15 protein-coding genes are annotated in these 23,374 nt (G+C 57.9%); 8 read left to right on the forward strand and 7 right to left on the reverse strand.

Features of this window, described 5'->3' with window-relative positions; all coding sequences use genetic code 11:
• Positions 1-3 precede the first annotated feature (3 nt).
• Together ACHZCJ_RS01245 and ACHZCJ_RS01250 are read right to left on the reverse strand one after the other, a co-directional pair.
• Entirely contained in the window at positions 4-1,443 is a 1,440-nt protein-coding gene (locus ACHZCJ_RS01245) for a sigma-54 dependent transcriptional regulator (RefSeq protein WP_321323200.1), read from the reverse strand.
• A 4-nt stretch (positions 1,444-1,447) separates the two neighbouring features.
• Entirely contained in the window at positions 1,448-1,978 is a 531-nt protein-coding gene (locus ACHZCJ_RS01250; protein WP_159643490.1) for a heme NO-binding domain-containing protein, read from the reverse strand.
• Between the two features lie 268 nt (positions 1,979-2,246).
• Here ACHZCJ_RS01250 and ACHZCJ_RS01255 point away from each other — a divergent pair, with 268 nt between their 5' ends.
• Genes ACHZCJ_RS01255 through ACHZCJ_RS01265 form a run of 3 tightly spaced genes read left to right on the forward strand, consistent with a single transcriptional unit; the run spans position 2,247 to position 6,081 of the window.
• Positions 2,247-3,431 carry a polysaccharide biosynthesis/export family protein gene (locus tag ACHZCJ_RS01255; protein ID WP_321323202.1) on the forward strand — a complete coding sequence of 395 codons (1,185 nt, stop codon included), beginning with the start codon at positions 2,247-2,249 and terminating at the stop codon, positions 3,429-3,431.
• Between the two features lie 2 nt (positions 3,432-3,433).
• Positions 3,434-4,846 (forward strand): hypothetical protein, encoded by a 1,413-nt coding sequence (locus ACHZCJ_RS01260; RefSeq protein WP_321323204.1) that lies wholly within the window; start codon positions 3,434-3,436, stop codon positions 4,844-4,846.
• Positions 4,801-6,081, forward strand: a complete 1,281-nt coding sequence (locus ACHZCJ_RS01265) for an O-antigen ligase family protein (RefSeq protein WP_321323206.1) — start codon at positions 4,801-4,803, stop codon at positions 6,079-6,081. Before ACHZCJ_RS01260 ends, ACHZCJ_RS01265 begins: the two co-directional genes overlap by 46 nt.
• A gap of 309 nt (positions 6,082-6,390) precedes the next feature.
• Here ACHZCJ_RS01265 and ACHZCJ_RS01270 read toward each other — a convergent pair whose 3' ends face one another.
• Genes ACHZCJ_RS01270 through ACHZCJ_RS01285 form a run of 4 tightly spaced genes read right to left on the reverse strand, consistent with a single transcriptional unit; the run spans position 6,391 to position 10,624 of the window.
• Complete coding sequence (locus ACHZCJ_RS01270) at positions 6,391-7,416, reverse strand: glycosyltransferase family 4 protein (protein WP_321323209.1); 1,026 nt, start codon at positions 7,414-7,416, stop codon at positions 6,391-6,393.
• Positions 7,413-8,405 carry a glycosyltransferase family 2 protein gene (locus ACHZCJ_RS01275; protein ID WP_321323211.1) on the reverse strand — a complete coding sequence of 331 codons (993 nt, stop codon included), beginning with the start codon at positions 8,403-8,405 and terminating at the stop codon, positions 7,413-7,415. Before ACHZCJ_RS01275 ends, ACHZCJ_RS01270 begins: the two co-directional genes overlap by 4 nt.
• 27 nt (positions 8,406-8,432) lie before the next feature.
• On the reverse strand, positions 8,433-9,362 hold the full coding sequence (locus ACHZCJ_RS01280) for a glycosyltransferase family 2 protein (protein WP_159643478.1): 930 nt from the start codon (positions 9,360-9,362) through the stop codon (positions 8,433-8,435).
• Positions 9,359-10,624, reverse strand: coding sequence for an oligosaccharide flippase family protein (locus ACHZCJ_RS01285; RefSeq protein ID WP_321323214.1), 1,266 nt, complete (start codon positions 10,622-10,624; stop codon positions 9,359-9,361). Before ACHZCJ_RS01285 ends, ACHZCJ_RS01280 begins: the two co-directional genes overlap by 4 nt.
• Positions 10,625-10,906: 282 nt before the next feature.
• On the opposite strand from ACHZCJ_RS01285, the gene ACHZCJ_RS01290 reads away from it, so the two are divergent.
• The gene (locus tag ACHZCJ_RS01290; RefSeq protein WP_321323216.1) at positions 10,907-12,367 is read left to right on the forward strand and encodes a WecB/TagA/CpsF family glycosyltransferase; all 1,461 of its coding nucleotides are present in this window, start codon (positions 10,907-10,909) and stop codon (positions 12,365-12,367) included.
• Positions 12,368-12,377: 10 nt separating this feature from the next.
• On the opposite strand, the gene ACHZCJ_RS01295 is transcribed toward ACHZCJ_RS01290, so the two are convergent.
• On the reverse strand, positions 12,378-14,672 hold the full coding sequence (locus tag ACHZCJ_RS01295; protein ID WP_321323218.1) for an ATP-binding protein: 2,295 nt from the start codon (positions 14,670-14,672) through the stop codon (positions 12,378-12,380).
• Between the two features lie 629 nt (positions 14,673-15,301).
• On the opposite strand from ACHZCJ_RS01295, the gene ACHZCJ_RS01300 reads away from it, so the two are divergent.
• Genes ACHZCJ_RS01300 through ACHZCJ_RS01315 form a run of 4 tightly spaced genes read left to right on the forward strand, consistent with a single transcriptional unit; the run spans position 15,302 to position 23,044 of the window.
• Positions 15,302-17,494: a BamA/TamA family outer membrane protein gene (locus ACHZCJ_RS01300; protein ID WP_321323220.1), complete on the forward strand. Its 2,193-nt coding sequence runs from the start codon at positions 15,302-15,304 to the stop codon at positions 17,492-17,494.
• Positions 17,494-21,708, forward strand: coding sequence for a translocation/assembly module TamB domain-containing protein (locus ACHZCJ_RS01305; protein ID WP_321323222.1), 4,215 nt, complete (start codon positions 17,494-17,496; stop codon positions 21,706-21,708). Before ACHZCJ_RS01300 ends, ACHZCJ_RS01305 begins: the two co-directional genes overlap by 1 nt.
• Positions 21,708-21,926 carry a hypothetical protein gene (locus ACHZCJ_RS01310; RefSeq protein WP_159643464.1) on the forward strand — a complete coding sequence of 73 codons (219 nt, stop codon included), beginning with the start codon at positions 21,708-21,710 and terminating at the stop codon, positions 21,924-21,926. The genes ACHZCJ_RS01305 and ACHZCJ_RS01310 overlap by 1 nt, the downstream gene beginning before the upstream one ends.
• Positions 21,923-23,044, forward strand: coding sequence for a YihY/virulence factor BrkB family protein (locus ACHZCJ_RS01315; protein ID WP_321323225.1), 1,122 nt, complete (start codon positions 21,923-21,925; stop codon positions 23,042-23,044). Before ACHZCJ_RS01310 ends, ACHZCJ_RS01315 begins: the two co-directional genes overlap by 4 nt.
• The last annotated feature ends 330 nt before the right edge of the window (positions 23,045-23,374 follow it).

The raw sequence follows: 23,374 nt of genomic DNA on the forward strand, positions 1-23,374 counted from the left end.
GCGCTAGGCTTCCGACGCAGCCATATCCCACTTTTCACGTTTCCGGTAAAGCGTCGACGGGCTTACGCCCAGTTGTCTCGCCGCTTTGGTCAGGCTGCCATCGCATCTGCGAACCGCTCGTTCGACGACCAGTTGCTCGATCTGGTCCAATGTCATGCCATCCAGTTTGCTCAACCCGTCGAACGGTTCCGGGTCGATAGACGCTGCCCGCGCGATTGCCGGCTCCGGCGCTAAAGAGGGGCGTTCGGGCACCGGCGCGGTCTGGTCGACAAATTCCGGCAGCAGGCTCGAGTCCAGATGCGGGCCGGGAAACATGACTGCCGCCCGGCGCATCAGATTCTGTAACTCGCGGACATTGCCGGGCCAGTTGTGGCGCTCGAAGCTTTCTGCCAGGCTCGCGCTCAGCGGCAGGAATTTCTTCCCTTCCTCTTCTGCAAATCGCATCAGGAAGGAATTGGCGATCAATGTGATATCGCTGCCTCTTTCCCGCAGCGGGGGAAGGCCGATCGGAACTACGGCGAGCCGATAGTAGAGATCTTCCCGGAAGCGCCCCTGTTCGACTTCCCGCGCCGGATTGCGGTTGGTCGCGCAGATGATGCGCACATCTACATCCTCGGCTTGGGTTGCGCCCACTCTCTGAACCGTACCGGTCTGAAGGAAGCGCAGCAGCTTGACCTGCAGCTTCAACTGCATTTCGCAAATCTCGTCGAGAAACAATGTGCCACCGTGTGCGGCCTGCACCGCGCCAACCCGATCCGTGATCGCGCCGGTAAAAGAGCCTTTCAAATGACCGAAAAGTTCTGATTCCAGAAGATCCTCGGGGATCGCACCGCAATTTATCGCGACAAAGGGTTTTTTTGCTCTGGGTCCCGCCTTGTGGATCGCGTCGGCGCACACTTCCTTGCCGGTGCCGCTTTCGCCGGTAATGAACACCGTAGCCTTTGAATTGGCGACATTCTTAATCTGGCGATAGACTTCCTGCATGGGCGGGCTGGCGCCAATAAAACCTGCAAAGTCGTTGGCTCCCGAACCGGTCTCCGGCGCCTTATCCTCATCAGTACGAACCGATTTTGTGACTTCGACAGCGCCTTTCATGACCGTTACCAGACGGGTGGGGGAGAGCGGCTTGACCATGAAATCATAGGCGCCGAGACGCATCGCATCGATGGCCCGGTTGATCGAACCGTCCGCCGTGGCGACGATCACCGAGACTTCCGACAGGATAGCCCCGTTATTCTCGAGCCAGTCCAGACCGTTGCCGTCGGGCAATTGCAAATCCAGCAAGACTGCTGAAAAGCCGGAATCTTCGCGACCCAGTTCGATATTGGCATCGGCAAGATTGTCGACAATGACGCAATGGAATCCCGCCGTTTCCAGATGGCCTGCATAGGCGATCGACAGCGACGCGATGTCTTCGATGATCAATATCTTGTGACTGGACACAAATTTATCCCTTTATCGTGAAAATGGCCGACTTCCCATCAACGGCACATTCCCAGTCGAGTGAACGCCGGTCATCATAATGTTCCATGCATCCCTGGACCAGTCCATGGGCGATCGCGGCCATGGGGCGATGCGACTGGTAGCGAATGACCGTCTGGCCTTCCTGTACGTCCGCCGTGACCTGGGGAGGCCGCGCATCGGGGTAGAGCACACAGACTTCGGTATGAATATGGCTGCCGACATGGGTCAACAGTGCTTCGGCCGACTTGTAGGATTCCATGATATGCGGGTATAAGATGTTGAATCGATCATAGAGATATTTGCCGAACAGACGGCAGAGCTCGGTGGCTTCGATACCGGATTGTTCGGACGCCTGGCCAACCATGGCGAGGGCATAATCTGCCGGATAATTGCCGATCGAGGTAAACGCACCATCATTGGGAAGCGCGGCTCCGGAGATTACCTGATCGGCGAATTCCGGTGACTGGACCTGTTCCATGAACCGAACCAATTCCGTAAAAATTATACCCTTCATCTTGTTCCATTCCTTTTTATTCCGGTTGTTAACCGGTTCAAAGCATCTTCCATGCCAAAATGCGAATGGCTGAATTCCGCGAAGTCTTGCTCGAGACCTGCATTTTGCAACAAGATCTATTCGCAATATGCGATAAAACCTTTGCAAATTGCAAATACCGACCAGAATAATTCGCATTATCGGAATGTTAACCATCGTAAGTCCTGCAAAACAGCTACTGGCACGGCGATTGCAAAGGATGACCTGAACTCAATTTGCAGGTGACATCATGACCCACAAGACTATCGCAATCCTGATCACGGCTTCGCTTCTCGGTGGCTGTGCGACCATGGAACGGCCGGCGAATGCCATTGGCAGCCAATATGCGCCGCAGCAGGTCGAAGCGACCGGCGAGGGCTTTCGCTCATGCCAGGCGACGATGACTCCGGCTGATCTGCTTGCGGGCGGCCAGGTCGCATCGCGTATGTTTGCCAGCACTCCGGATCTTCTGGCATCCGGCGATCGGGTCCGTTTAAAAGTGGCCGGCGATGAGGACAGCCTGTCACGAACCTATGTGCTGGCCGCGAACGGCACGATCACGCTGGACGGTCGTGTAACAATCCGATTGGCCGGACGGTCCATCGTCGAGGCGGAAAGGGCCATTGCAAGCGAACTGGTCGAGGCGGGGCTCATCCGGGGCTTGCGGAACAGCGTCCGGCTGCAACTGCTCGAACTGGGCGGAATTAGCGTTGCCGTCAGCGGCGCGGTGTTCGAGCCGGGAATGATCCGGGTGGGCGAACGCAATCCGGAAACCCGCGGTGTCAATCTGAGCAATAGCGATTCCGGCGACAGCAATGCGAACCGGTCATTGACGACCACATTGCGCGCCGCCGGGGGTGTCCGGCCCGATGCCGATCTCTCCGCTGTATATCTTGTTCGGGGAAAGCAATGGACGAAGATAGATTTGAATGGCGCGATCTATGGCAGCGCAATTGAGGATATCGCGCTGACGGCCAACGACCGGGTGATTGTCGGATCGCGGGCCTGTTTTCAGGATGATCTGGTCAAACCATCGCAAATCACGGCTCCGGGGATCAGGGTCTATATGTCCAACCTGTCTCGGCCAGCCAGCAACAACGCCTCGTCCGCGATAAACCGCGACGCGACCAACCTGCCATATGGTACCCGGTTGTCCCAGGCGATGGTGGCCGCCAATTGTGTTGGCGGATCGGCGATGAACGCGGCGCGAAAAGTAGTGCTGATGTCCCGCAACCCGATCAGCGGCCAATCGGTGGTGATCCAGCGCTCGGTTGAAAAACTGGTCCGTCAGGACGATCGTGACGGCAGGGATCCTTATCTCATGCCGGGGGACAGCCTTGCCTGCTATGACAGTTTCGCGATGAATATGCGCGATGTGATCAGCCTGGTCGGCGAAACCGCATCCCCCTATTTTCTGCTGAAGAATCTGGACTGATCATGAAACAGGAATTCATCGAGCAGCCGGGCCTGCACACAAGGCTCTGGCACGCTTTGAAGAACCGCCGGCCGATGCGCCTGCGCCACAAACGCTATCTGAAGACCGCGGCTGTCTGGATTGTGGTAATCTGGGTTCTGACAGGTCTGTTTCTGGCGCTGGCTCCCGATCAGTATCGCAGCAAGTTCACCCTGATCCTGCCGGGTTCGGGTGCTGGCGGGTCTCTGAACGTGGAAAGTATCGGACAGGCGCAATCATCCGTTTCATCGGCCTTTTCCAGCGCGACGCTGAGCCCGACCGAGAATTACAAGCGTCTGTTGATGACAGATAAAACCTTGCGGCAGAGCGCCGGGAAATCCGGTGATGAGATGGACCGGTTTCCCGCGCCCAATGTGAAGCTGATCGACCAGACCAACCTGATCCAGGTGGAAGTGGTGGGCGCGAGCGGCGAACAGGCGAACAAACGCGCGCTTGCCCTGAAAGACACATTTCTCAACCAGCTCGATGAACTGCGTAAAAACGAAGCGGAAATGCGGGAAAATTCCGACAATAAAAACCTCGTCGTGCTGGAAAAGAAAGTCCGGACGACGCAACAGGCGCTACTTGATTTTCAGGCGAAAACCGGGCTGGTTTCCCTGGACCAGTTCAATACCCGGATTGCCAATATGGATGCGCTGCGCCAGCAGGAGCGGGAAGCCCGCATAATATTGCGCCAGAAATCCGCGGAATCAGGCCGCTTTGCTTCGATACTCGGCAAGAGCGTGAACGGGGCCAATAGCGCGCTGCGGCTGCGTTCGGACCCGGTGTTTCAGCAGCTGGCCGATCAATATGCCAAAGTGGAAGTCGATACCCGGGAAAAGGAAGCGACGCTTGGCGACAATCATGGTGATATGGTGCAGGCCAGATCCGAACGGGACCTGCTGAAAAATGCGCTGGTGCGTCGCGGTCGCGAACTGACCGGACTGGGCGCCAATGCAATTCTGAAAAATGTCGATATCGCGGTCGCGGACGGCAGAGCCAACATGATGCAGGGCATGATCGTCGCGAATTCGCAGAGCGCAGGCGCACAGGCTGGCCTTGCTGAAATCCGCAAAGATATTTCCAATGAGTCGCTGAAAAGCGGTGAACTGGTGAAACAGGCTTCGCAACTGGCGGATCTTGTGCGGGACCACCGCGTGGCAGAGGCCGTTTTTTCCTCGGCGCTGGCGCGGGTTGACACCAACAAGCAGGATCCCTTTGCATCTTACCCGCTGGTCCAGACACTCGAGCAACCTTCCTTGCCGCTATCGCCGTCGAGCCCCTCGGTCCTGCTGGCTCTGGCTGGCGCGACAGGCGCGACTATCATCATTCTTGTAGGACTGGCATTGCTATGGTTCAGACAGCCGATCATCCGCAGAATAGCTCCGAATATCTAGTCTATTACACCATATTGGCGACATGGCTTCTATGGCTGGTAGGCGGGCTCTATATTGCGGGGCCGGTGCTCGGCTGTGTGCTTTGCCTGCAGGCGCTATATTTCTACTATATCGGTCCAGTCTTGCCCGAGTCCAAGCGTCTGCAGATGCCGCGCTGGCCAATATCTGTCTGGCTTGTCGCAATGACGGTCATGCTGGTGATATTGATCGCCGGGCATCTCAATTTCAGCCTCGGGACCGGTGCAACCATCAAATCTTCCATAGGCTGGGCCAAGGGATGGCTGCTCATTGCATTGTTCATCTTTGCCGGTGCGGTGCTGCCGATCAGGCGGGAAATTGTCTATCGTGCCATTTGCCGGACCGGCAAATATACGATTATGCTGCTGCCGTTCTTTCTTGTCGCGCCCTTTGCCGGATTGCCGGCGACCTTGTGGGTTTCGCCGCTTCAGATTATCGGCGGATCCGGACCGGAATATTTTGCCACCATTCTCTATACGCTGGAGCCCGGATCGGGCGCGCCCCGCTGGCAGTTTTTTGCACCCTGGTCGCCAGCGGCGGGGATGGTAGGACTGGTCTATCTGATCTGTGCCTGTCAGGAGCAGGATCGTCGCTGGAGAAACTGGGGCATTGCCGCGGCTCTGGCCATGATTCTGTTATCCCAGTCGCGGCTGGCGCTTGTCGGACTGGTCATCATCGCCCCCGTACCGCTGCTTTTCAGCCAGGCGACCCGTCCTCTCCTGTGGTTTCTCATATTGCCGATCGTTCTGCTCTCGGGCTGGTTCGCACTGGATATTCTTGACGCGCTGGATATGGCCAAATCCGAATTTTCCGGCGCGCGCGCGGATTCCACCAGAGTCCGGGAAACGCTGGGCCGGATTGCCGTGGAACGCTGGCAGGCGGAAGCTTTCTGGTTTGGCCACGGTGTTGTCGAACGGGGCCCCCATCTGGTCGAATATATGCCGATCGGCAGCCACCACAGCTGGTATGGGCTGTTGTTCGTAAAGGGTCTGCTCGGCCTGCTCGCGCTCGCGGTGCCGCTGACCATCACTCTTGCTCTGCTATTGCGCTCGGCCCTGCTTTCCCGTCTGGGACAAACGGGATTTGCCATGACCTTGCTGCTGTTCATGTACAGTTTTGGCGAAAATCTGGAGTCGCTGGCCTATCTTTACTGGCCGGCGCTGCTGCTGATCGGCATGGCCCTTCAGGCTGCAACACAACGCAGAACCGCGAGCTGAAATCTCGCCAGTCCGCGGTTGTCCTGCGGCTGGGACCTGCCACCGATCCAATCTTCCTCTCATGGGGATGCCGGACATCTTTGCCAACGGCTGAGACAATAGTCGCTACCGGTGTGCCAGGCCTACCATCCCTCCGATATCCTGATCTGGCTGTCGGAATGTGCAGTAGCCGATCTGGGGGGATGAGAAGGTTGGCATTGGCAGCCGTCATCGGTCGGGCGCGCGGCGTATCCGCAGGCAAAAAAAGAGCCCCCGCTTTCGCAGGGGCCCTGTTGCTGTCCGCCGGGGAGTCTGTACCAGACCGGCGTCTTAGGCTGCGCGGGGCATAGTCCGGCTGGACGCGATATCCCCGAGCAGCTGTAACCAGGATTCGATGCGATGTTCGGTGATATCGAGGCAGGCGTCGCGGCCCGAGACCGACATTTTGACCAGCGGTAGATGACGGATGTTTTCCAGCAGTTTGACCGTAGCTTTCTCGTCGCCGAAGTCGGTAACCATGCCGGCCTCGCCGACCTGTTCCGACAGCCCGCCAACGCCGGATACAAGGATCGGGCGGGCCGCCATGCGTGCTTCGGTGGCTACCAGGCCATAAGTTTCGAATTTCGACGGGACCGCAACCAGGTCGCATTTGGCGAGAAAGTCGTCGACCCGGTCTATCTGCCCATAAAACGATATGTTGGGATTTGATCCGGCCAGACGTCTCAGCTTGTCCTCGTCGGGTCCAAAACCACCGAGCAACAGGCCGACCGCTTGCTGGTCGCCCAGCGCATTGATCGCGCCGATCAGCCGTTCAAAGCCCTTGTCCTCGACAAACCGGCCATAGGCACCGATGATTAGCGGTGCTTTCAACGAAAAATGCGGCCGTGGCAGCTGCGCCAGGCCCTGCATGTCGCTCCAGGGATATATGGTCTGACGCTTGGGGGCCCGGAGCCCGGTCGATTCCTCAAGCCAGACGGCTTGGGCGTCAGAAACGCAAATCACCCGATCGAACATCCTGTGGGCCAGCTTCAGCATCGATCGGAAACGGGTCTGATCCGCGACATAAAGATTTTCCCATTCCCGCGAATAGCTGTGCTCGACCAGCACCAGCCTGGCCTGTGCATTGCGCGCCGCGAGCGAGTAGAGAAAGGGCAGGGTCTTCCAACTCATCGAGAAATGAACGACAATCACCGCAGCATCCATTTTTGGCGCAATGCTCCAGTCGGGATGAACCTCTTCGCTCGAGCATTCATAGTGGCGTTGCAGGGCAGGGTGCTGAAACAGCGCGAGATTGCGCGTCACGCCTCCGATAGACAGGTCGTCGAGCAGATGAACGATTTTCGGCAAATTGGTCATCTCAGAACCCTCCCGCCGGTCCAGCCGTCCGCGAGCCTGTTCACGAAATCATTCGGCAGATAGCGCGCGGCAGCGGCGGCGACAAAAGTGAATGCCGACTTCACGGGCTCTCTGACAAGCGGTTTGAACGAGACGGCGAAAGCTTCTTTCAACAATATGAGAGCGAAGGCTCCATCACCCATCTGTACCGCGCGACGGGCCAGATAGCGGAGCTGAAATGCCCGCGCCTCGTCTCCGTACCGGGCGACAAATTCCGGGGCATGGGCCATGGTCTTCACCAGCACCCGGTTCCAGCTGTCATATTGTGCAGCGATGTTGGCCGACAGGCCACCGGAGACGATCCGATAATGGGTGAGCAAGCCGTCAATCCCTTCAAAACGGAACCCGCCGGTCAGCGCCATGCGGATCCACAGTTCGATATCTTCGGACTGGCGAAACCCTTCGTCGAAGAAACATTCGCGTCCGCGCTCGTCAGGATGTTCGAACGCGATAGTGGCCAGAGCCGACTTTCGGATTACCGGAGCCGATCCGTTGCCGATGGGATTGCGGGTCAGGATATCCCGGGCGGTAATATTTTCCAGCTTCGGACGCTGTGCCTGACGGAGCAGCGTTCCTTCTGCATCCATGAACCGCGAACCGCAGTAACTGACGCCTACATAAGGGTTGTTGTCCAGATGGATTTTGTGCAGCGCGAGCTTTTCCGGACTCCAGCTGTCATCGGCATCGAGCAGCGCGATATATTCGCCGCGCGCGGCCGATATGCCGCTGTTGCGTGCGCCGGCAAGACCGCGGTTTCTCTGGGATATGATCCGGATCCGCGGATCCGCATAAGATGCGCAAATCTCCACGCTCCTGTCTGAACCGCCGTCATCGACAATGACAAGTTCGAAATCGCCAAATGTCTGGGCAAGCACGGATTCAATCGCCGCGGCGACATAGCGCTGGACATTGTAGACGGGCATGATGATCGAGATGGATGGTTTGGTCATAGGATTGTCCTTTTTCAAGAATATGGTTCAGGCAAAGAAGTGAATTCTGGCGGAGCGCGGGATCAGCAGGGCAGCAACCGCACTGATCAGGGTCAGCCAGCCGCGCCGGGCATCTTTCAGAAACGCCAGATGGTCCGACCTTATCCCCTGCATTGCGTAGGACAGGGCGACCCTCGCCGGGGCACCCGCCCGCAGCGCCCGACGGGACAGGTAGCGGCAATAAATCGCTTCGGCGGCAAGCACGGTGCCGCTATCTGCATATTGGCTCGCCAGCGAACGCCAGCCGGCGTACATGGCCGGCAGATCGACCGACAGGCCATTGGGGCTCATACGATAATCAACGAGATGATGATCCAGTCCGCAGACTTCATGACCATGCGAGACGATGCGGGCGATCCATTCCTGGTCTTCGGCATAGGACATTTCCGATCGAAAGCCGCCGACGGCGTCAATGATCGCTTTTGCCACCACCAGGTTCGACATGGTGCAGGTCGGGTTTTCCGCAATCACCTGCTCCACAGACAATGGAGCGGTTGTGACCGTGGAATAGGTCTTCGCTTTATCATCCGGTTTTGCGTCATGATCGATGAAGGCGATCTGGGCGTAGCTTGCAGCGACCTGGGGGTGCTTGGCATGAAAATATCCATGCATCTCGAGCTTCTCGGCTTTCCACAGATCATCCGAGTCAATGAAGGCAACAAGCTTGCCCCGAGCCTGAGCAAGGCCGAGATTGCGAGCGGCTGACACACCCTTGTTGGATTGTGCAAGCAGCTTTATCCGGTCGTCCTCGCCGGCCAGCGACAACATGATCGACAGGCTTTCGTCGGTTGAGCCGTCGTCGACCAGGATAAGTTCAAGGTCACCGTCCGTCTGCGTCAGAACAGATTCTATCGTCGCATAAAGATGCGATGCGGCGTTATAGACCGGCATGATCACGGAAAAATGAGGATGGTTCATAGGGAAATTTCCTGTTCGGTTTTAAAAAATTTGGTCATGATGACGAGGGAATAGGCCGAGATGACGGAGGCTGTGCCGATCACCCAGCCTGCTGCGGCTTGCTGCAGCCCGAAATGAGCGCCGACGAACATCGCCGAGAGCGCCGCGACACAGACCGCAAGGCCGAGCCATGCATCGAGAGCCGCTCGGCCCGATGCCCGCAGATAGGCGGACGCGATGGCTCCGAGCAGCAGCGGGATGCCGGCGAGTGACAGGATCTGGATCAGTGGTATGGCCTGGAGCCATTTTTCTCCAAAAATCAGCGGTATATAAATGGGTGCCAGAATATATTGTGCGAGTGACAGGCCGCTGAAGATGATCAGTCCAGCGCCGAGAATGAAACGCAAGGTGCTGCCGGCATCAGCCAGCGATTTCTGGTTGCACAAATAAGGGTAGATCACTGTGCCAAACGCGGTGGCCAGCGTGCCGATAATGCCGATGCCGGCGTTGAAGGCAAAATAATAGCTGCCAAGAGCGGAAACGCCGAGCAGCGCGCTGATGATCAGCTTGTCGAGATTGTTGCGCAGGGCGAGCATTATATCGGTCGCCAGCACGGCCGCGCCGAAATTGATCATCTCAGACCGGTTGGCGTAACCATGGACCGGGTTGACGGACCAGTCCTCTGCCCGTCGCATCATGACCAGCCACAGCGGGGCTGTGAGCAGCTTTGGCAATATGATTGCCCAAGGGTTGGCCCAGGCGAGTATCAGGGCGCCGGTGAGCAAATGGTCGGAAATTGTCTGGACCGCGCCGATTTTCGCGACAGTCGCCATTTTTCTGGCACGCATCAGACGAAAGCACTGGACCAGACCGCCGGGCATGAAAAAATAGACGCCGCACAGGACGGCCAGCATCTGTGCGGCCAGGCCCTGTTGAAAGAAAGTGAAAAGCACCACGGCAACAACCAGCTGAATGCAGGCCACCATCGAGCACCAGAACCAGAATATGCGTCTGGCCGAATTGCAGACCGCTTCGAGGGTCCGGTCCGGCGCCGCGATGATTTTCTGGCCCACACCGATATTGGCTATCACCCGGGTCAGTTCGAAAAGGCTGAGGGTCAGTGCCGCGACACCGACCAGTTCGGGAACCAGCTGGCGTGCGATGATGACGACAACCAGTATCCGGACAATGCGATTGACCAGTTCTGCCGATCCATAGGCCAAGAGACCCTCTATGATGGAGCGCTTGCTGCTATGCTGCTTATCTGATGGTGCGGCGATCATGTTGCAATTCCCAAACTGGTTCGGAACAATCACTTCAATTGCCGTGCCAGTTTTGGGAAACGCCGGTTTTTCCGGCGTGATAATGCTTATCGCAAATTTAACGGTCTGCGGGTTGTTGCAGAGTGGGTGGTATTGTTCGCATTTTGCGAAAATTTTCGCATTTTGAACAAGATTGATTAGTAGCGAACGGCCGATTAACCAAATAGCTATTTGAAATATAACAATAATCATATTCTGGCACGCGAAGTGCGAAGATGGGGGCAAATGAAATGGAGTCCCACAATGAGTATGTATCAATCTGCTGCCAGTTTTTCCGCCAATGACAGCCGCCGCATTTCGCCGCTTATTATAGGCCGTGATCATATCAGCGAATTGGCTGTGTCGACTTATGATGAATATGCCATTTCTTTGTTCGGGCTGGACCTGGCCAATGGCTGTTTGCCGGAGATTGCCGAAAAAATCGTCCGGGCGGCGTCGCAAGGCGATCGCAACGCAATTTATTTCATAAACGCCCACTGCATCAACATTGCAAAACGGGACAGACAATATGCGGCCGACCTACAATCGGCCGATCTGCTGCTTCCCGATGGCTCCGGTCTCCGGCTGGCAGGCAGGCTGGCGGGGACAAAGCCCGTCGACAATCTTAATGGTACGGATCTTTTTCCGCATATTTGTGAAAAGGCAGCGGAGGCCGGGCAGAGCATTTTCCTGCTCGGCGGCAAACCCGGCATTGCCGCCGCAGCCGCGAAAAATATGCGCAACCGATATCCGGGCCTTCGCTTTGCGGGCACCCAGCAAGGTTATTTTGACCATGGAACGGACGAACAGATCATCGACCAGATCAACAGATCCGGCGCGTCGATCCTGATGATTGGCATGGGCGTCCCCGTGCAGGAAAAATGGATAGCCAGATATCGCGACCGGATCACGGTACCGGTAGTGATGGGTGTCGGAGGTCTGTTCGACTATTATTCGCACAGCATTCCGCGTGCTCCGGCGCCGGTACGGGACCTGGGTCTGGAATGGTGCTGGCGCCTGGCCATGGAGCCGCGTCGGCTGGCCAGTCGCTATCTGGGTGGCAATCTGCGTTTTATCGGCCACGCCATCGCCAACGCCTTTGTAGCCCGCGGCCATGCCGAGCGCTATGCGGCCGCTTCAAAACGCACGCTGGATCTGTCGATCGCACTGGTCGCGCTATTGCTGCTCGGACCATTGGCCGCCGCTATATGTCTGTTGATCACCCTGGAAGACCGGGGATCGCCATTTTTCCGGCAGACCCGGATCGGTGCAGACGGCAAGCCGTTCCAGATTTGGAAATTCCGCTCGATGTACAAGGATGCAGAATCTCGAAAGGCGCAACTGGCAGAACAGAATGAACGCGATTCCGTCTGCTTCAAGATGAAAAGCGATCCGCGGATCACACGGATTGGTAAGTTGATCCGTCGCACTTCACTGGACGAGTTGCCGCAAATCCTGAATATTCTGGCCGGACAGATGTCGGTCGTCGGCCCTCGGCCGGCGCTGCCCGACGAGGTGTTGGCCTATAAGGACAAGGAACGGGGCCGGCTCACCGGAAAGCCGGGGCTGACCTGTACCTGGCAAGTTTCTGGCCGTGCGGATATTCCGTTTGAAAAGCAAGTCGACATGGATCTTGACTATCTTTCCAGACAGTCTTTGGTGCGCGATCTGATCCTGATTACCCGGACGGTGCCGGCGGTGATTACGGGCAGGGGGGCCTATTAAGGCTTCCCGGTCAATCGGTCCCTTCACCGGCCGTCTGTAGCTGCGCCCGGTGAAGGGCCGCGATAGTGTAATCCAGCATGTCCTGAATCGGCAATAGCTCATCGGATGCGCCAAGTTTGCCACTTTGCCGGATGGAATCAACCTTCTCCAGCAAGGCATAGGCACCAAAGCCGGTGCAGATGCCACGCAATGCATGATGGGCTGCGTTGACACCCTGCTGGTCCCGGGAAGTCCAGGACTGGCTGAACCTCTCGCACCATTTCCCGATATCATTGCCTACCGCATCAACCAGTGCCGCGCGGCGTCCTGCCGGCACGGCATCAATCTGTTCGGAAAATTTGGTCTGGTCGAGAAACGCGACCTCGCCGAAATCGGGAATGCGCTTCTGATGGTCCGACGCGCCCGTACCTTCCTCGATATCCAGCCCGCAAATCTGGCCGACGACATAGTGCAGGCCGGACAGGTTGATCGGTTTGGCAATAACACCGTCCATGCCGGAAGCGAGGATTGCGGTGCGTTCGCTGTCCGCGGCAAACGCGGTCACACCGAAAATCGGGATTTTTGCATATTTGCGGTTTGCTCTGACGAGACGCGCCGCGTCCATGCCATTCATCGGCATCCACACATCCATCAATATCCCGTCGAAATCCTCGCGGGCCAGCGCGTCCATCACTTTCGATCCGTCATCCACGACTGTGGTCTCACAACCCATATTCTCCAGCATCGCGGTAATCACGATCTGGTTTGCCTCTACGTCCTCGGCAACCAGCAATTTGGGTGCCCGGCCATCGATCCGGAACTTGGGGGTGACAAGTGCCTCGCTTTTTTCCGCAGCCAGTTCCGAACCGTCACTCATGGCGACAGGGATCATGAACCAGAAGACACTGCCGAAACCGATCTCGCTCTCCACGCCGATCGTGCCGTCCATCTTCTGGACAATACGTTTGCAGATCGACAGCCCAAGGCCGGTTCCCTCAATCGCGCTTTCCTTGGCAATGCCGCGGTCCAGATCTTCAAACAGGCCGGCCTGGACATCCTCCGGGATGCCGCATCCGTCGTCCGACACGGAAAATTTCAGAAATGTTCCTTCGGCTTCGCTCACGATGTCCGCAATCAGTTCGATCCGGCCATCGCTGGTATATTTGATCGCATTGCTGACGAAATTGTCGATCATGTTCCGCACCCGCGTCGGGTCCGTCGTGATATGTTCGGGACAGTCGGGCGGCAGGCTGGTGAAGATTTCCAGATTCTTTTTTCGGGCGAGCGGCTGCCAGGTGGCGGCCGTCTTTTCCACCAGATCGGGCAGGGCGACCTCGCGCATCTGCAAATCGAGTTTCCAGCCGTCGGCGCGGGCATATTCTATGATATCGGCCAGCAGGGACAACAACTGGTCACCGCTGTCCCGCGCCAGCTCGACATGTCTAAGCTGTTCGCGGGTCAGGTCGGTGATGCTGAGCAGCTCCAGCGTGGCCAGCACCGCATTCATGGGCGTGCGGATATCATGGCTCATCATCGCCAGAAACCGCGATTTCGACTTGTTTGCTTCCACAGCAGCAGCCCTGGCTTCTTCCAGCGCCGAGCCCATCAGTTCCATCTCGACAAGGCGTTGTGCGAGCTGCTTGCTCTTGTGCTCTTCTTCCTCGCGCGCGATTTTCAGGTCATTGGTCATATTCTGCAGCTGCCGCGCCCGGCGTTCGCTCAGTTTCCGCAAGATCTGTTCCTGCCGCTCGGCCTGACGATCCTTGGTGATATCGCGAACGGCGCCAAAGCCGAAGAAGCGGACACCGTCCGGCGACCTTCGCTGTGTAACCGACCATCGCAGCCAGCGGATCTTGCCATAATCATCGCAAAAGCGAAAATCGCCCTCGACATTTTCGTCCACCAGCCGCCCCTCGGATGCGGCGATCAGGATTTCCGTTGCATTGGCCTTGTCGTGCGGATGCACCATGGCGGCAAATTGCATGAAACTGGTGACCGGCTTTTTCGAACCGATCACGCTGGCGAAATTGTCCGATCCAATGAATTTCTGGTTCTCGTCTCCGTAAAAAGTCGCCACATTGGCCAAATTCTGGGCGCTGACATGCGACAGAGTCTGCCGGTTGACATGTTCGAGTAACTCGACTTCCTTCTGGCGCAACTGTTCCTGCGCCTGCGTGAGGGAACGGCTTTTCGATTCCAGTAACTGCTCGGCCTCTGCGCGCGCCGCCTCGCTGCGGGCCAGTCGCCGTTCAATCAGCCGCATTTGCTGTTCTGCATCATGCGCCGGAGCATTTTCCGAGAGCTTCGCCATGGGGTTCGTTACCACATATTCGTTTATCCTTGGTGAACCAGCCTATCGTCTTGGCAGCAGAAGCAAAAGCCCGTTGCTCCATTTTACCGGTTGAAGCGTGGCGCTGCCTGCCTCGGGCAACCTGTCAACCGGACTGTGTGGACTCCAGGCGCCGCCGGATCAAAGCCATTGTAGGACAATAGCAGGAACGTGCTCCCGATCAGACGCGGCGTTGATAGTTGGCCAGAAGGTTTAACGTCGATGACCGGCCGGATCTAAATCGCCGTCCCTGGTGGTTCGGGGGTCCTTGAAATTCATATCCCTGGTTCGCTTTTCTCGCTCCGAAGATATAAGCTTCTGTAACAACCGGCTGGCTGTAATCAAGCGAGCCGGTTACCGGTGCTCGCTACCCATCGCCGTGAATCGAACGAGCCGTTTCCCCTAAGATCCCGTGCCTGCGCTCCTGCATATGGCCAGCAACAGCAACCTGCATAAATATTGATAGGGGAAAATATATTCTCGACCGGGAACCCGATGCGGATCTGAACGTAGACACGCTGAGGCTATTAATTGTGGAAATCTGCGACTAGCTCATTTTAACAGACGAAATCACGGCATTTGCTCTCCGAATGCGTTGAAACAGGTGCGGCACCCGAATGCGTTACATGAACAAGATACCGGCCTTCACCGCAATATTTTCGTTGGCCGGAATGAACGCAACGACCGTCCTGGCCCAGTCTCAGGATAGCGCCGGGACGACGGCAGAACGGCGCGCGCCGATTATCGATGACGCCGAATTTGACCGGACGATCCCGGCGATCGAAGAGAATATCGATGCCGCGATGGGAAGTGTCGACGACTGGGAGGCCGAGCAGCAAAGGCTGGAACGCGAGACCCTGCGGGACGATGCGGAGGCTGGTCTGTCCGCCTTGCCCGCGTTGCAGGACGAAGATACGAACGAGTTGATTGCCGATGCACCGGTCGATGATCCTGAAATAGATGATCCGCTGACGCCGATCGACAGCTTTGATGTCGAGCCGTTCGACGAGAGCCAATATACCGAAGCGGACGAAAGCGGGCAGACAGCCGAATTGCGATATGATTATCGTATAGAGGGTCTCGACAGCCTTGGCGAAAGCGGCGAGGCCCAGGTTCGCCCCGTGCGTGCCGATGATATCCGCAGCCTGTTCAAGGAGCTTTCTGCGCTGGAGGATGCTGACGGCAAGGCCGTGAACGGCGCCATGGTCTCGGCCCGGATGCAGGAGGACCAGCAATTGCTGGTCGACATTATGACCGGGCAGGGATTTTTCGACGCCGTGGTGAACGGCACGGTAGAGCTTCCCGAGACGGACGGCGAGAGGCTGGCCGTGGTGCTGCAGGTCGAGCCGGGCCGGCGCTACAATCTCGGCACGCTCAAATTTGATGCCGACAATCCCGTTCCCGCAGATCTGATTGCCAGAAATTTTGCTCCCGCGACCGGAGAGCCGATCGTCGCCGAACGGATTCTGGCCGCCGAAGCGAATATTGCGGTGGTTCTGCCGCAGCAGGGCTATCCTTTTGCCGAAACGGGCCAGCGGGATATTCTGCTCGATCCCGAAGCCGGCACTGGCGATTACACGCTCCCCGTCGATATCGGCCCGCGCAGCAGCTATGGTGAAATCATAACCACCGGCACCACCGCTTTCGATGCCGATCATATTGCGGTGCTGAGCCGGTTTGACAAGGGCGAGCTATATGACAGCCGCATGGTCGATGACCTGCGTCAGGCTCTGGTCGCTACCGGCCTGTTTTCCATCGTATCGGTGAAGCCGACCGCAAGCGGAGAGACGGGACCGGACGGGACCGAATATGCAACAATCAATGTCGAACAGATGGCCGGACCGCCGCGCACTCTGGCAGGCAGCGCTGGCTATGGCACGGGCCAGGGATTTCGTCTGGAAGGCAGCTGGACCCACCGCAATCTGTTTCCGCCGGAAGGCGCCCTGATCGCCAGTGCAGTCGCCGGGACCCAGGAGCAGGGGGCTTCCCTGACATTCCGCCGCAGCAATGCCGGTCGCCGTGACCGGACGGCTGAACTGGGTATCTCGGCGTTACACAGCGACTTCGACGCCTATGAGGCCTTTACCGGCAGACTGGCCGGGCGCATCTCCTACGACAGTACCCCGATCTGGCAAAAACGGTTGAGCTACAGCTATGGTTTCGAGATTCTCGGCACCAATGAACAGGATTTCAATTTTACCACCGGTGAACGGGACCGGCGTACCTTTTACGTTGCCGCGCTACCCGGGCAGGTGACATTTGATACAACCGACAGTTTGCTGGATCCGACCCGGGGCTTTCGCCTGTCCGCGAAACTGTCGCCGGAGGCATCGCTCGGCAGCGGTACGCAGATCTATGGCCGTGGCTTGCTGGAAGGTACCGCATATTATCCGGTTGATGACGGCATCGTCATCGCGGGCCGTGCGCGCGTCGGATCCATAGCCGGTGCGGACCGCGAGCTGATCGCGCCGTCCCGACGCTATTATGCCGGTGGCGGCGGCTCTGTTCGCGGTTTTGGCTATCAGGAGCTGGGCCCGAAAGACACCGAAAATCGGCCGATTGGCGGGCGAAGCCTGGTCGAAGCGGCCGCGGAAGTCCGTTATCGCTTCGGCGATTACGGGATTGTCGGCTTCGTCGATGCCGGACAAGTCTACACCAGTTCCACGCCGGGCTTCGACAATCTGCGCTACGGCGTTGGCATCGGCGGGCGATTCTATACCAATTTCGGGCCGCTCAGGGTTGATGTCGCGACCCCGATAAACCGGCAGCCGGGAGAATCGCGCGTGTCGGTCTATATTTCTATTGGTCAGGCCTTCTGATGGCGGACAGCGAAACCATGGCTGAGCCGGAAAGCCAGTCCGGTATGGCTCGCAATGTCGCAATCGGCTCGGGCGTTCTGGTCACGTTTGTTCTGGCGTTCCTGATTGCCGCCTATCTCTGGCTGGACAGCAGCAGCGGACATCGCTTTGTCAAAGAACAGATCGAGGCGCTGGAGTTCGAAAATGGCATGCAGCTGGAAGTGGACCGGATTGATGGTTCCATCTATGGCGGCATGGAAATTTCCGGTGTGAAAATTCACGATCCGGAAGGGGTTTTTGCTACTGCCGAGACGGTCGCGCTGGACTGGCGCCCGTTCGCCTTTATCGGCGGTCATGTCGACATTCGCTCGCTGGCCATTCCCAGGGCAAATCTGCTCCGTCTGCCGGAGTTTCTGCCGACAGCGTCAGAGGGACCGCTTCTGCCCGATCTAGATATTGATGTCGGCAGATTGGAAATCGGTGAACTGGATATCGCCAACGCAGTCACCGGCGAACGGCATCTGCTCAGTCTCGCGGCGGATGTTAAGATAGCGGATGCGCGTGCCATATTGAACGGCCATGCCCGGGCGCTGTCCGGTCCGGACATCGCGGGTGGCGACAAGATCGCATTCGCCATCAATGCCGTACCGGAGCAGAATATACTGGACCTTGCGCTCGAACTGGATGCTCCGGCCGACGGATTGCTGGCCGGATTGTCCGGCACGGCCAGGCCGATAAGCCTTGTCCTTAACGGCGAGGGCGACTGGACGAAATGGGACGGCGTCTTAAAGGGAAGCAGTGGCGCGGACAGGCTCGCCGATCTTGCGATATCGGCGCGCGAAGGAACATTTGCGCTGCGCGGCGATGCGCGACCCGGATTGCTGGTAACCGGTCCCGGCCGGAACATGCTCGAGCCAGTCACGACAATCGACTTTACCGCTGCCGGCGCGGAACGGAAATTCGAAATCAAGGGACGGCTCGGCAGCGACAATTTCGTTCTGGCGACCGATGGATTTGTCGATCTGGGTAACAACAGGATGCAGGATCTCGATGTCGATTTCCGGCTACTTCAGCCATCGGCCATTGCAACCAATATCAGCGGCGCCGGTGTCGCCGCCAAAATGACCTTGAACGGCGATTTCGCCGCTCCGTCTGTCAATTATATGGTCGATGCAGCGCAGCTGGGCTTTGACGAGACACTTGTGATCGGCTTGCGTGCCAGCGGTAATGTTAAGCTGGAAGAGGATCAATGGCGCATTCCCTTGCAGGCCCGGGCGGAACGGATCGCCGGGCTGGACGAAAGCGTCGGCGCGTTGCTGACCAATGTCCGGCTGGAGGGTGATTTCGGATATGCGAATGGCAAGTTGCTTTCCGACAATCTCCAGATTGCCTCAGACAGGATTGACGCGACTGCGATCATCGTCGCCGACCTCGACGAGGGGCTCTACACGGGCGGGCTCAAGGGGCGCATCAACGGCTATCGCGTCGAAAGCGTCGGTGTCTTCAATATCGACAGCGATATCGATCTGATATCCGGGAACGATGGAGGCTTTGCTTTGACCGGTACGGTCCGCGCGCGGTCGAGCCAGATATTCAACGACGGGGCACGGGAGTTTCTCGGCGGAAACAGCTTGATCGTCGCGAGATTGTCTTATGATACCAGCGGACTCGCGCGGATCAGAAGTCTGAATGTTGCCGCGCCGTCTTTCCGGCTGACGGAAGGCAGCGGTCGCTATTCGCCGTCAGGCGGGATCGATTTTACAGCCAGGGGCATGTCCGACCAATATGGACCGATCGGTGTGAAAGTGAGTGGCAGCGCGGCTCGTCCGGTTGCCACGATCGCCGCCGCACGGCCCGGTCTTGGCGTCGGCATGACGGATCTTCTCGCCACCGTCAGGGGCAGTGCGAGCGGCTATGCCATCGTTGCCAATGGCAACAGTGATTATGGTCCGTTTGATGCCGATATCGATATTCTCGCGGGTAGCGGGCCACTAACCGTCGACGTGAACCAGGGAACGCAATTTGCTGGTGTCGGCTTGTCGGGCCGCATCCGGCAGGCCGCGCCCGGCCCGTTTTCCGGACAGCTGGTCGCGAACGGTTCCGGGATAGAGGGGAAAGTGGTCCTGAGCGCTTTCAGCGGCAAGCAGCGAGCGGTTGTCGACGCGACCGCCGCGCAGAGCTTATTGTCCGGCCCAGCTCAACTGGCCATCGAGCGGGCGATTATTGATGCGGATATCATTCTCTACGACCAGCCGCAGATTGTCGCCGATATCCAGCTTCAGGGTCTCGACATGCAAGACCTGCAAATTGCCGCCGCGCGGGCGAAAATCGACTATCGGGGCGGGCAGGGTACAGCGAAAATCATGGCGGAAGGCCGCAATCAGGTGCCGTTCCGATTTGCAGCCAATGCTGTGCTCGCGCCGAAGCTTTGGCGCGTGGCACTTGATGGCAGGGCCAATGGCATTGACTTCAAAACCCGAAAAGCCGCGCGCATCATTCCCGGAACCGACAAATATAGCCTGCTCCCCACAACCATCGAATTGTCGGCAGGCAGCATACAGTTGGCCGGCGACTACGGGAGGGGCTTGCATATTCAAAGCCGCTTGAACAACGTCAATCTGGCGCTGGTCAACCCGATGATGCCCGGTCTGGGGCTCGGGGGAACGGCCACCGGCAGCCTCGACTTTTCACAGGATTCGCCGGATGTCTTCCCGGAAGCGGATGCGCGTTTGCGGATCGACAATTTTACCCGCACCAGCCTGGCCTCGGTTTCGCAACCGGTTGATCTCCACCTTGTCGGGCGTCTGCTCGCAGATGGTGGCAATGCCCGTGCGATAATCCGGCGGAGGGGCGCCGCGATCGGCCGGATGCATGTCAATCTGACGCCGCTGCCGCCCACCGCCGGACCGTGGACGACGCGATTGCTGGCCGCGCCCTTGTCGGGAGGTCTGCGTTATAACGGACCGGCCAGCACTTTATTCTCTCTTGCAGCGCTGCCCGATCAGGATCTGCAGGGGGCGATCGGCGTCGCGGCCGATTTCTCCGGCCGGGTGCAGGACCCGACCCTGACCGGGATCGTCCGAGCCAACAAGCTGGTCTACGAGAATAACGCTTATGGCACCCGCCTGACCGATATGAAGATACAAGGCAATTTCACCAACGACCGTCTCGAGGTCACCGCGTTAACCGCCAAGGCCGGAGACGGAACCATCAGCGGCAAGGGCTTTGTTTCTCTGAGTTCTGCCAAGGGCTATCCGTTGCAACTGGCGCTCGATCTGGACAATGCAACATTGGCACAGGGTAGCGATCTGGCCGCTCGGGCTACCGGTGAAATACAAGTCGTCAACAATTCGAATAATCCGGCGACAATCCGGGGCCGTATCCGCCTGCCCGAGACGCGGTACAAGATCGTCTATGAGGGATCGACGAAGGTCGCTACGCTAAGCGGCGTGCGACGCAAGCCCGCTCTGGGCCGCAAGAAAATCACCGGTGATGCAGAGCCGGTCAGCGGCGTACCCGGCAACTGGAAACTCGATATCGATCTGGTCGCCGACAACCAGATTTATGTCAGTGGCATGGGGCTCGATTCCGAATGGTCGGCCGATATCAAGGTTCGCGGCACCACTGGCAAGCCGGAACTGACCGGCGGCATCGACCTGATCCGCGGAACGCTAGGCTTTGCCGGCCGGTCGTTCGACCTTGAAACGGGGCGGCTGCGGTTCAATGGCGGGTCTATGACCAATCCGGCGCTGACGCTGGTCGCGAGTGGCGAGGCGGACGATGTTGATATCAGCATCAACATCACCGGCAGCGCCGAGAATCCGGAAATCGCCTTCAGTTCCACGCCCGGCCTGCCGCAGGACGAAATCATGGCGCGGATATTGTTCGGCAACTCCATCGGCGAGTTGACTCCGATCCAGGCTGTGCAACTGGCATCATCCCTCAACGGGCTTAGGGGCGGTGGCGGCGGCCTCAATCCGCTCGGCGTGCTGCAGTCCTCGGTGGGCATCGATCGCCTCCGCATATTGGGCGCAGACGAAGACACGGGGCGCAGTACGTCAATCGCCGCCGGTCAATATATATCCAATGACATATATGTGGAGATTGTCACGGACGCGCGCGGCTATACCGCGACACAGCTGGAAATCAGCCTGACACCGGCGCTGTCTGTGCTGAGTTCGGTCGGCAGCTTCGGCGGTTCGAATGTTAATCTGCGATACCGGAAGGATTACTGATGCACAGGACCATTATCTCGCTGGCCTTCCCGTTGCTGTGCTTGAGCGCATGCGAAAAGGATTTTGACGAGAAATATCAGGATAATCTCGATCAGCTCAATGCAGAGGCCGAGGCGATTGAATCTGGCGTGAATAGGCACCTTTCCGAAGGGCGCAAGGCGGACGAGATCATGGAGTCGGCAAAACAGACGGAAGAGGCAAGCGGAGCGACGCAATGAGTGCTGCCCGTCGCGACGAAAATATTTCCGATAACCACGATACAGACAATTCGAAACTGGAAGATATCGCTGCGCGGACTCCGGGCGCTAAGGCCAGAACCCCGCTCCATTTCCCGCTGAAAGCATGGTGGGTAATTTTGAAGCGTCTATATGTGATGAACGATTTTCACAATCTGCCGCTGCTGGCGGCGGGCGTTGCTTTCTTCGCCTTTCTCGCATTTGTCCCGCTGATTGCCGTTATCGTGCTGCTCTACGGTCTTGTCGGTGATCCCGATACGGTTACCAGAAGCATCGATCAATTGGCTCCGATTCTCCCCTCTGCCGTGTTGTCGATCTTGCGCGAACAGCTGCTGTCGATCGTCAACACCAGCAAGACCGCGCAGGGGGTCGGCCTGGCCCTTGCTCTGCTGGTATCGACCTATGGTGCGATGCGAGCGGCCAATGCGATGATGAAAGCGCTGAATATCATCTATGAAGAACATGAAACGCGGAATATTTTCGTGACGACACTGGTTGGCGCGCAGATTACCATCGGCATGGCGGGCGTCGCGGTCGTCGGTCTGGCAGCGATATCGATATTCACCTATATCAGCAACTTTCTGCAGGGCTATGTCGGTGATGCCGCTCTGATATTCCTGAAACTGGCGATCTGGGTAACGGCCGGATTTCTGGTCAGTTTCACGTTCGGACTGTTCTTTCGCTATGCGCCGGACCGCCGGCCGGCCAAATGGCGATGGCTCTCGCTGGGGTCGGTGGCGGCGACGCTGCTATGGCTCGCGATAACCGTCGGCTTTGGCTATTATGCCGCGAATATCAGCGACTATAACGCGACCTATGGATCGCTCGCTGCTGTTGTCATTTTCCTCATGTGGCTGTTTTTGTCCGCCTATTCGGTGTTGATCGGCGCGGAAATAAACGCGGAAACCGAAAGGCAGACCTTCCAGGATTCGACCATCGGAAAAGACCGGCCGATTGGCGAGCGCGGCGCGGTCATGGCAGATACCGTTCTGCTTGGCGAGGCCAGCCGCAAGATATTGGAGAAGAAGCAGCGGAGACGAGCCGACAGGTTGGCTCGGAAAATGGCGGACGAAAATACCGAGGATGACGGTCGTCAGTAGATCCCGCACTATGGCGCCTGCGCTAACATTATTGCGTTTGTCCAATTCCGGCCAGATACTGCCGGGTTGTCCGCATCGAGATATCCTCTTTGGCGCTGCAGACGGCAATTCATACCGGGTCGGATAGCGCAGGGACCACGCCCGCTTCTGATATGCGTCGGCGAAGCCACTTTCTTCGAATATCGGCAGGATCGGTCTCCCCTCGATACACGTTTTTACAATCGGGAACGGGGCGCTGATCCGCGTTTACAATGCAGAATTTCACGGGAATCCAGGCCTAATGAGGGCTCTCTACCCGCCTGTCGGATAGACTTCAACGCGGTGATATCA

It is taken from the genome of uncultured Parasphingorhabdus sp., assembly GCF_963677535.2.
In the GTDB taxonomy this organism is placed as follows: domain Bacteria; phylum Pseudomonadota; class Alphaproteobacteria; order Sphingomonadales; family Sphingomonadaceae; genus Parasphingorhabdus.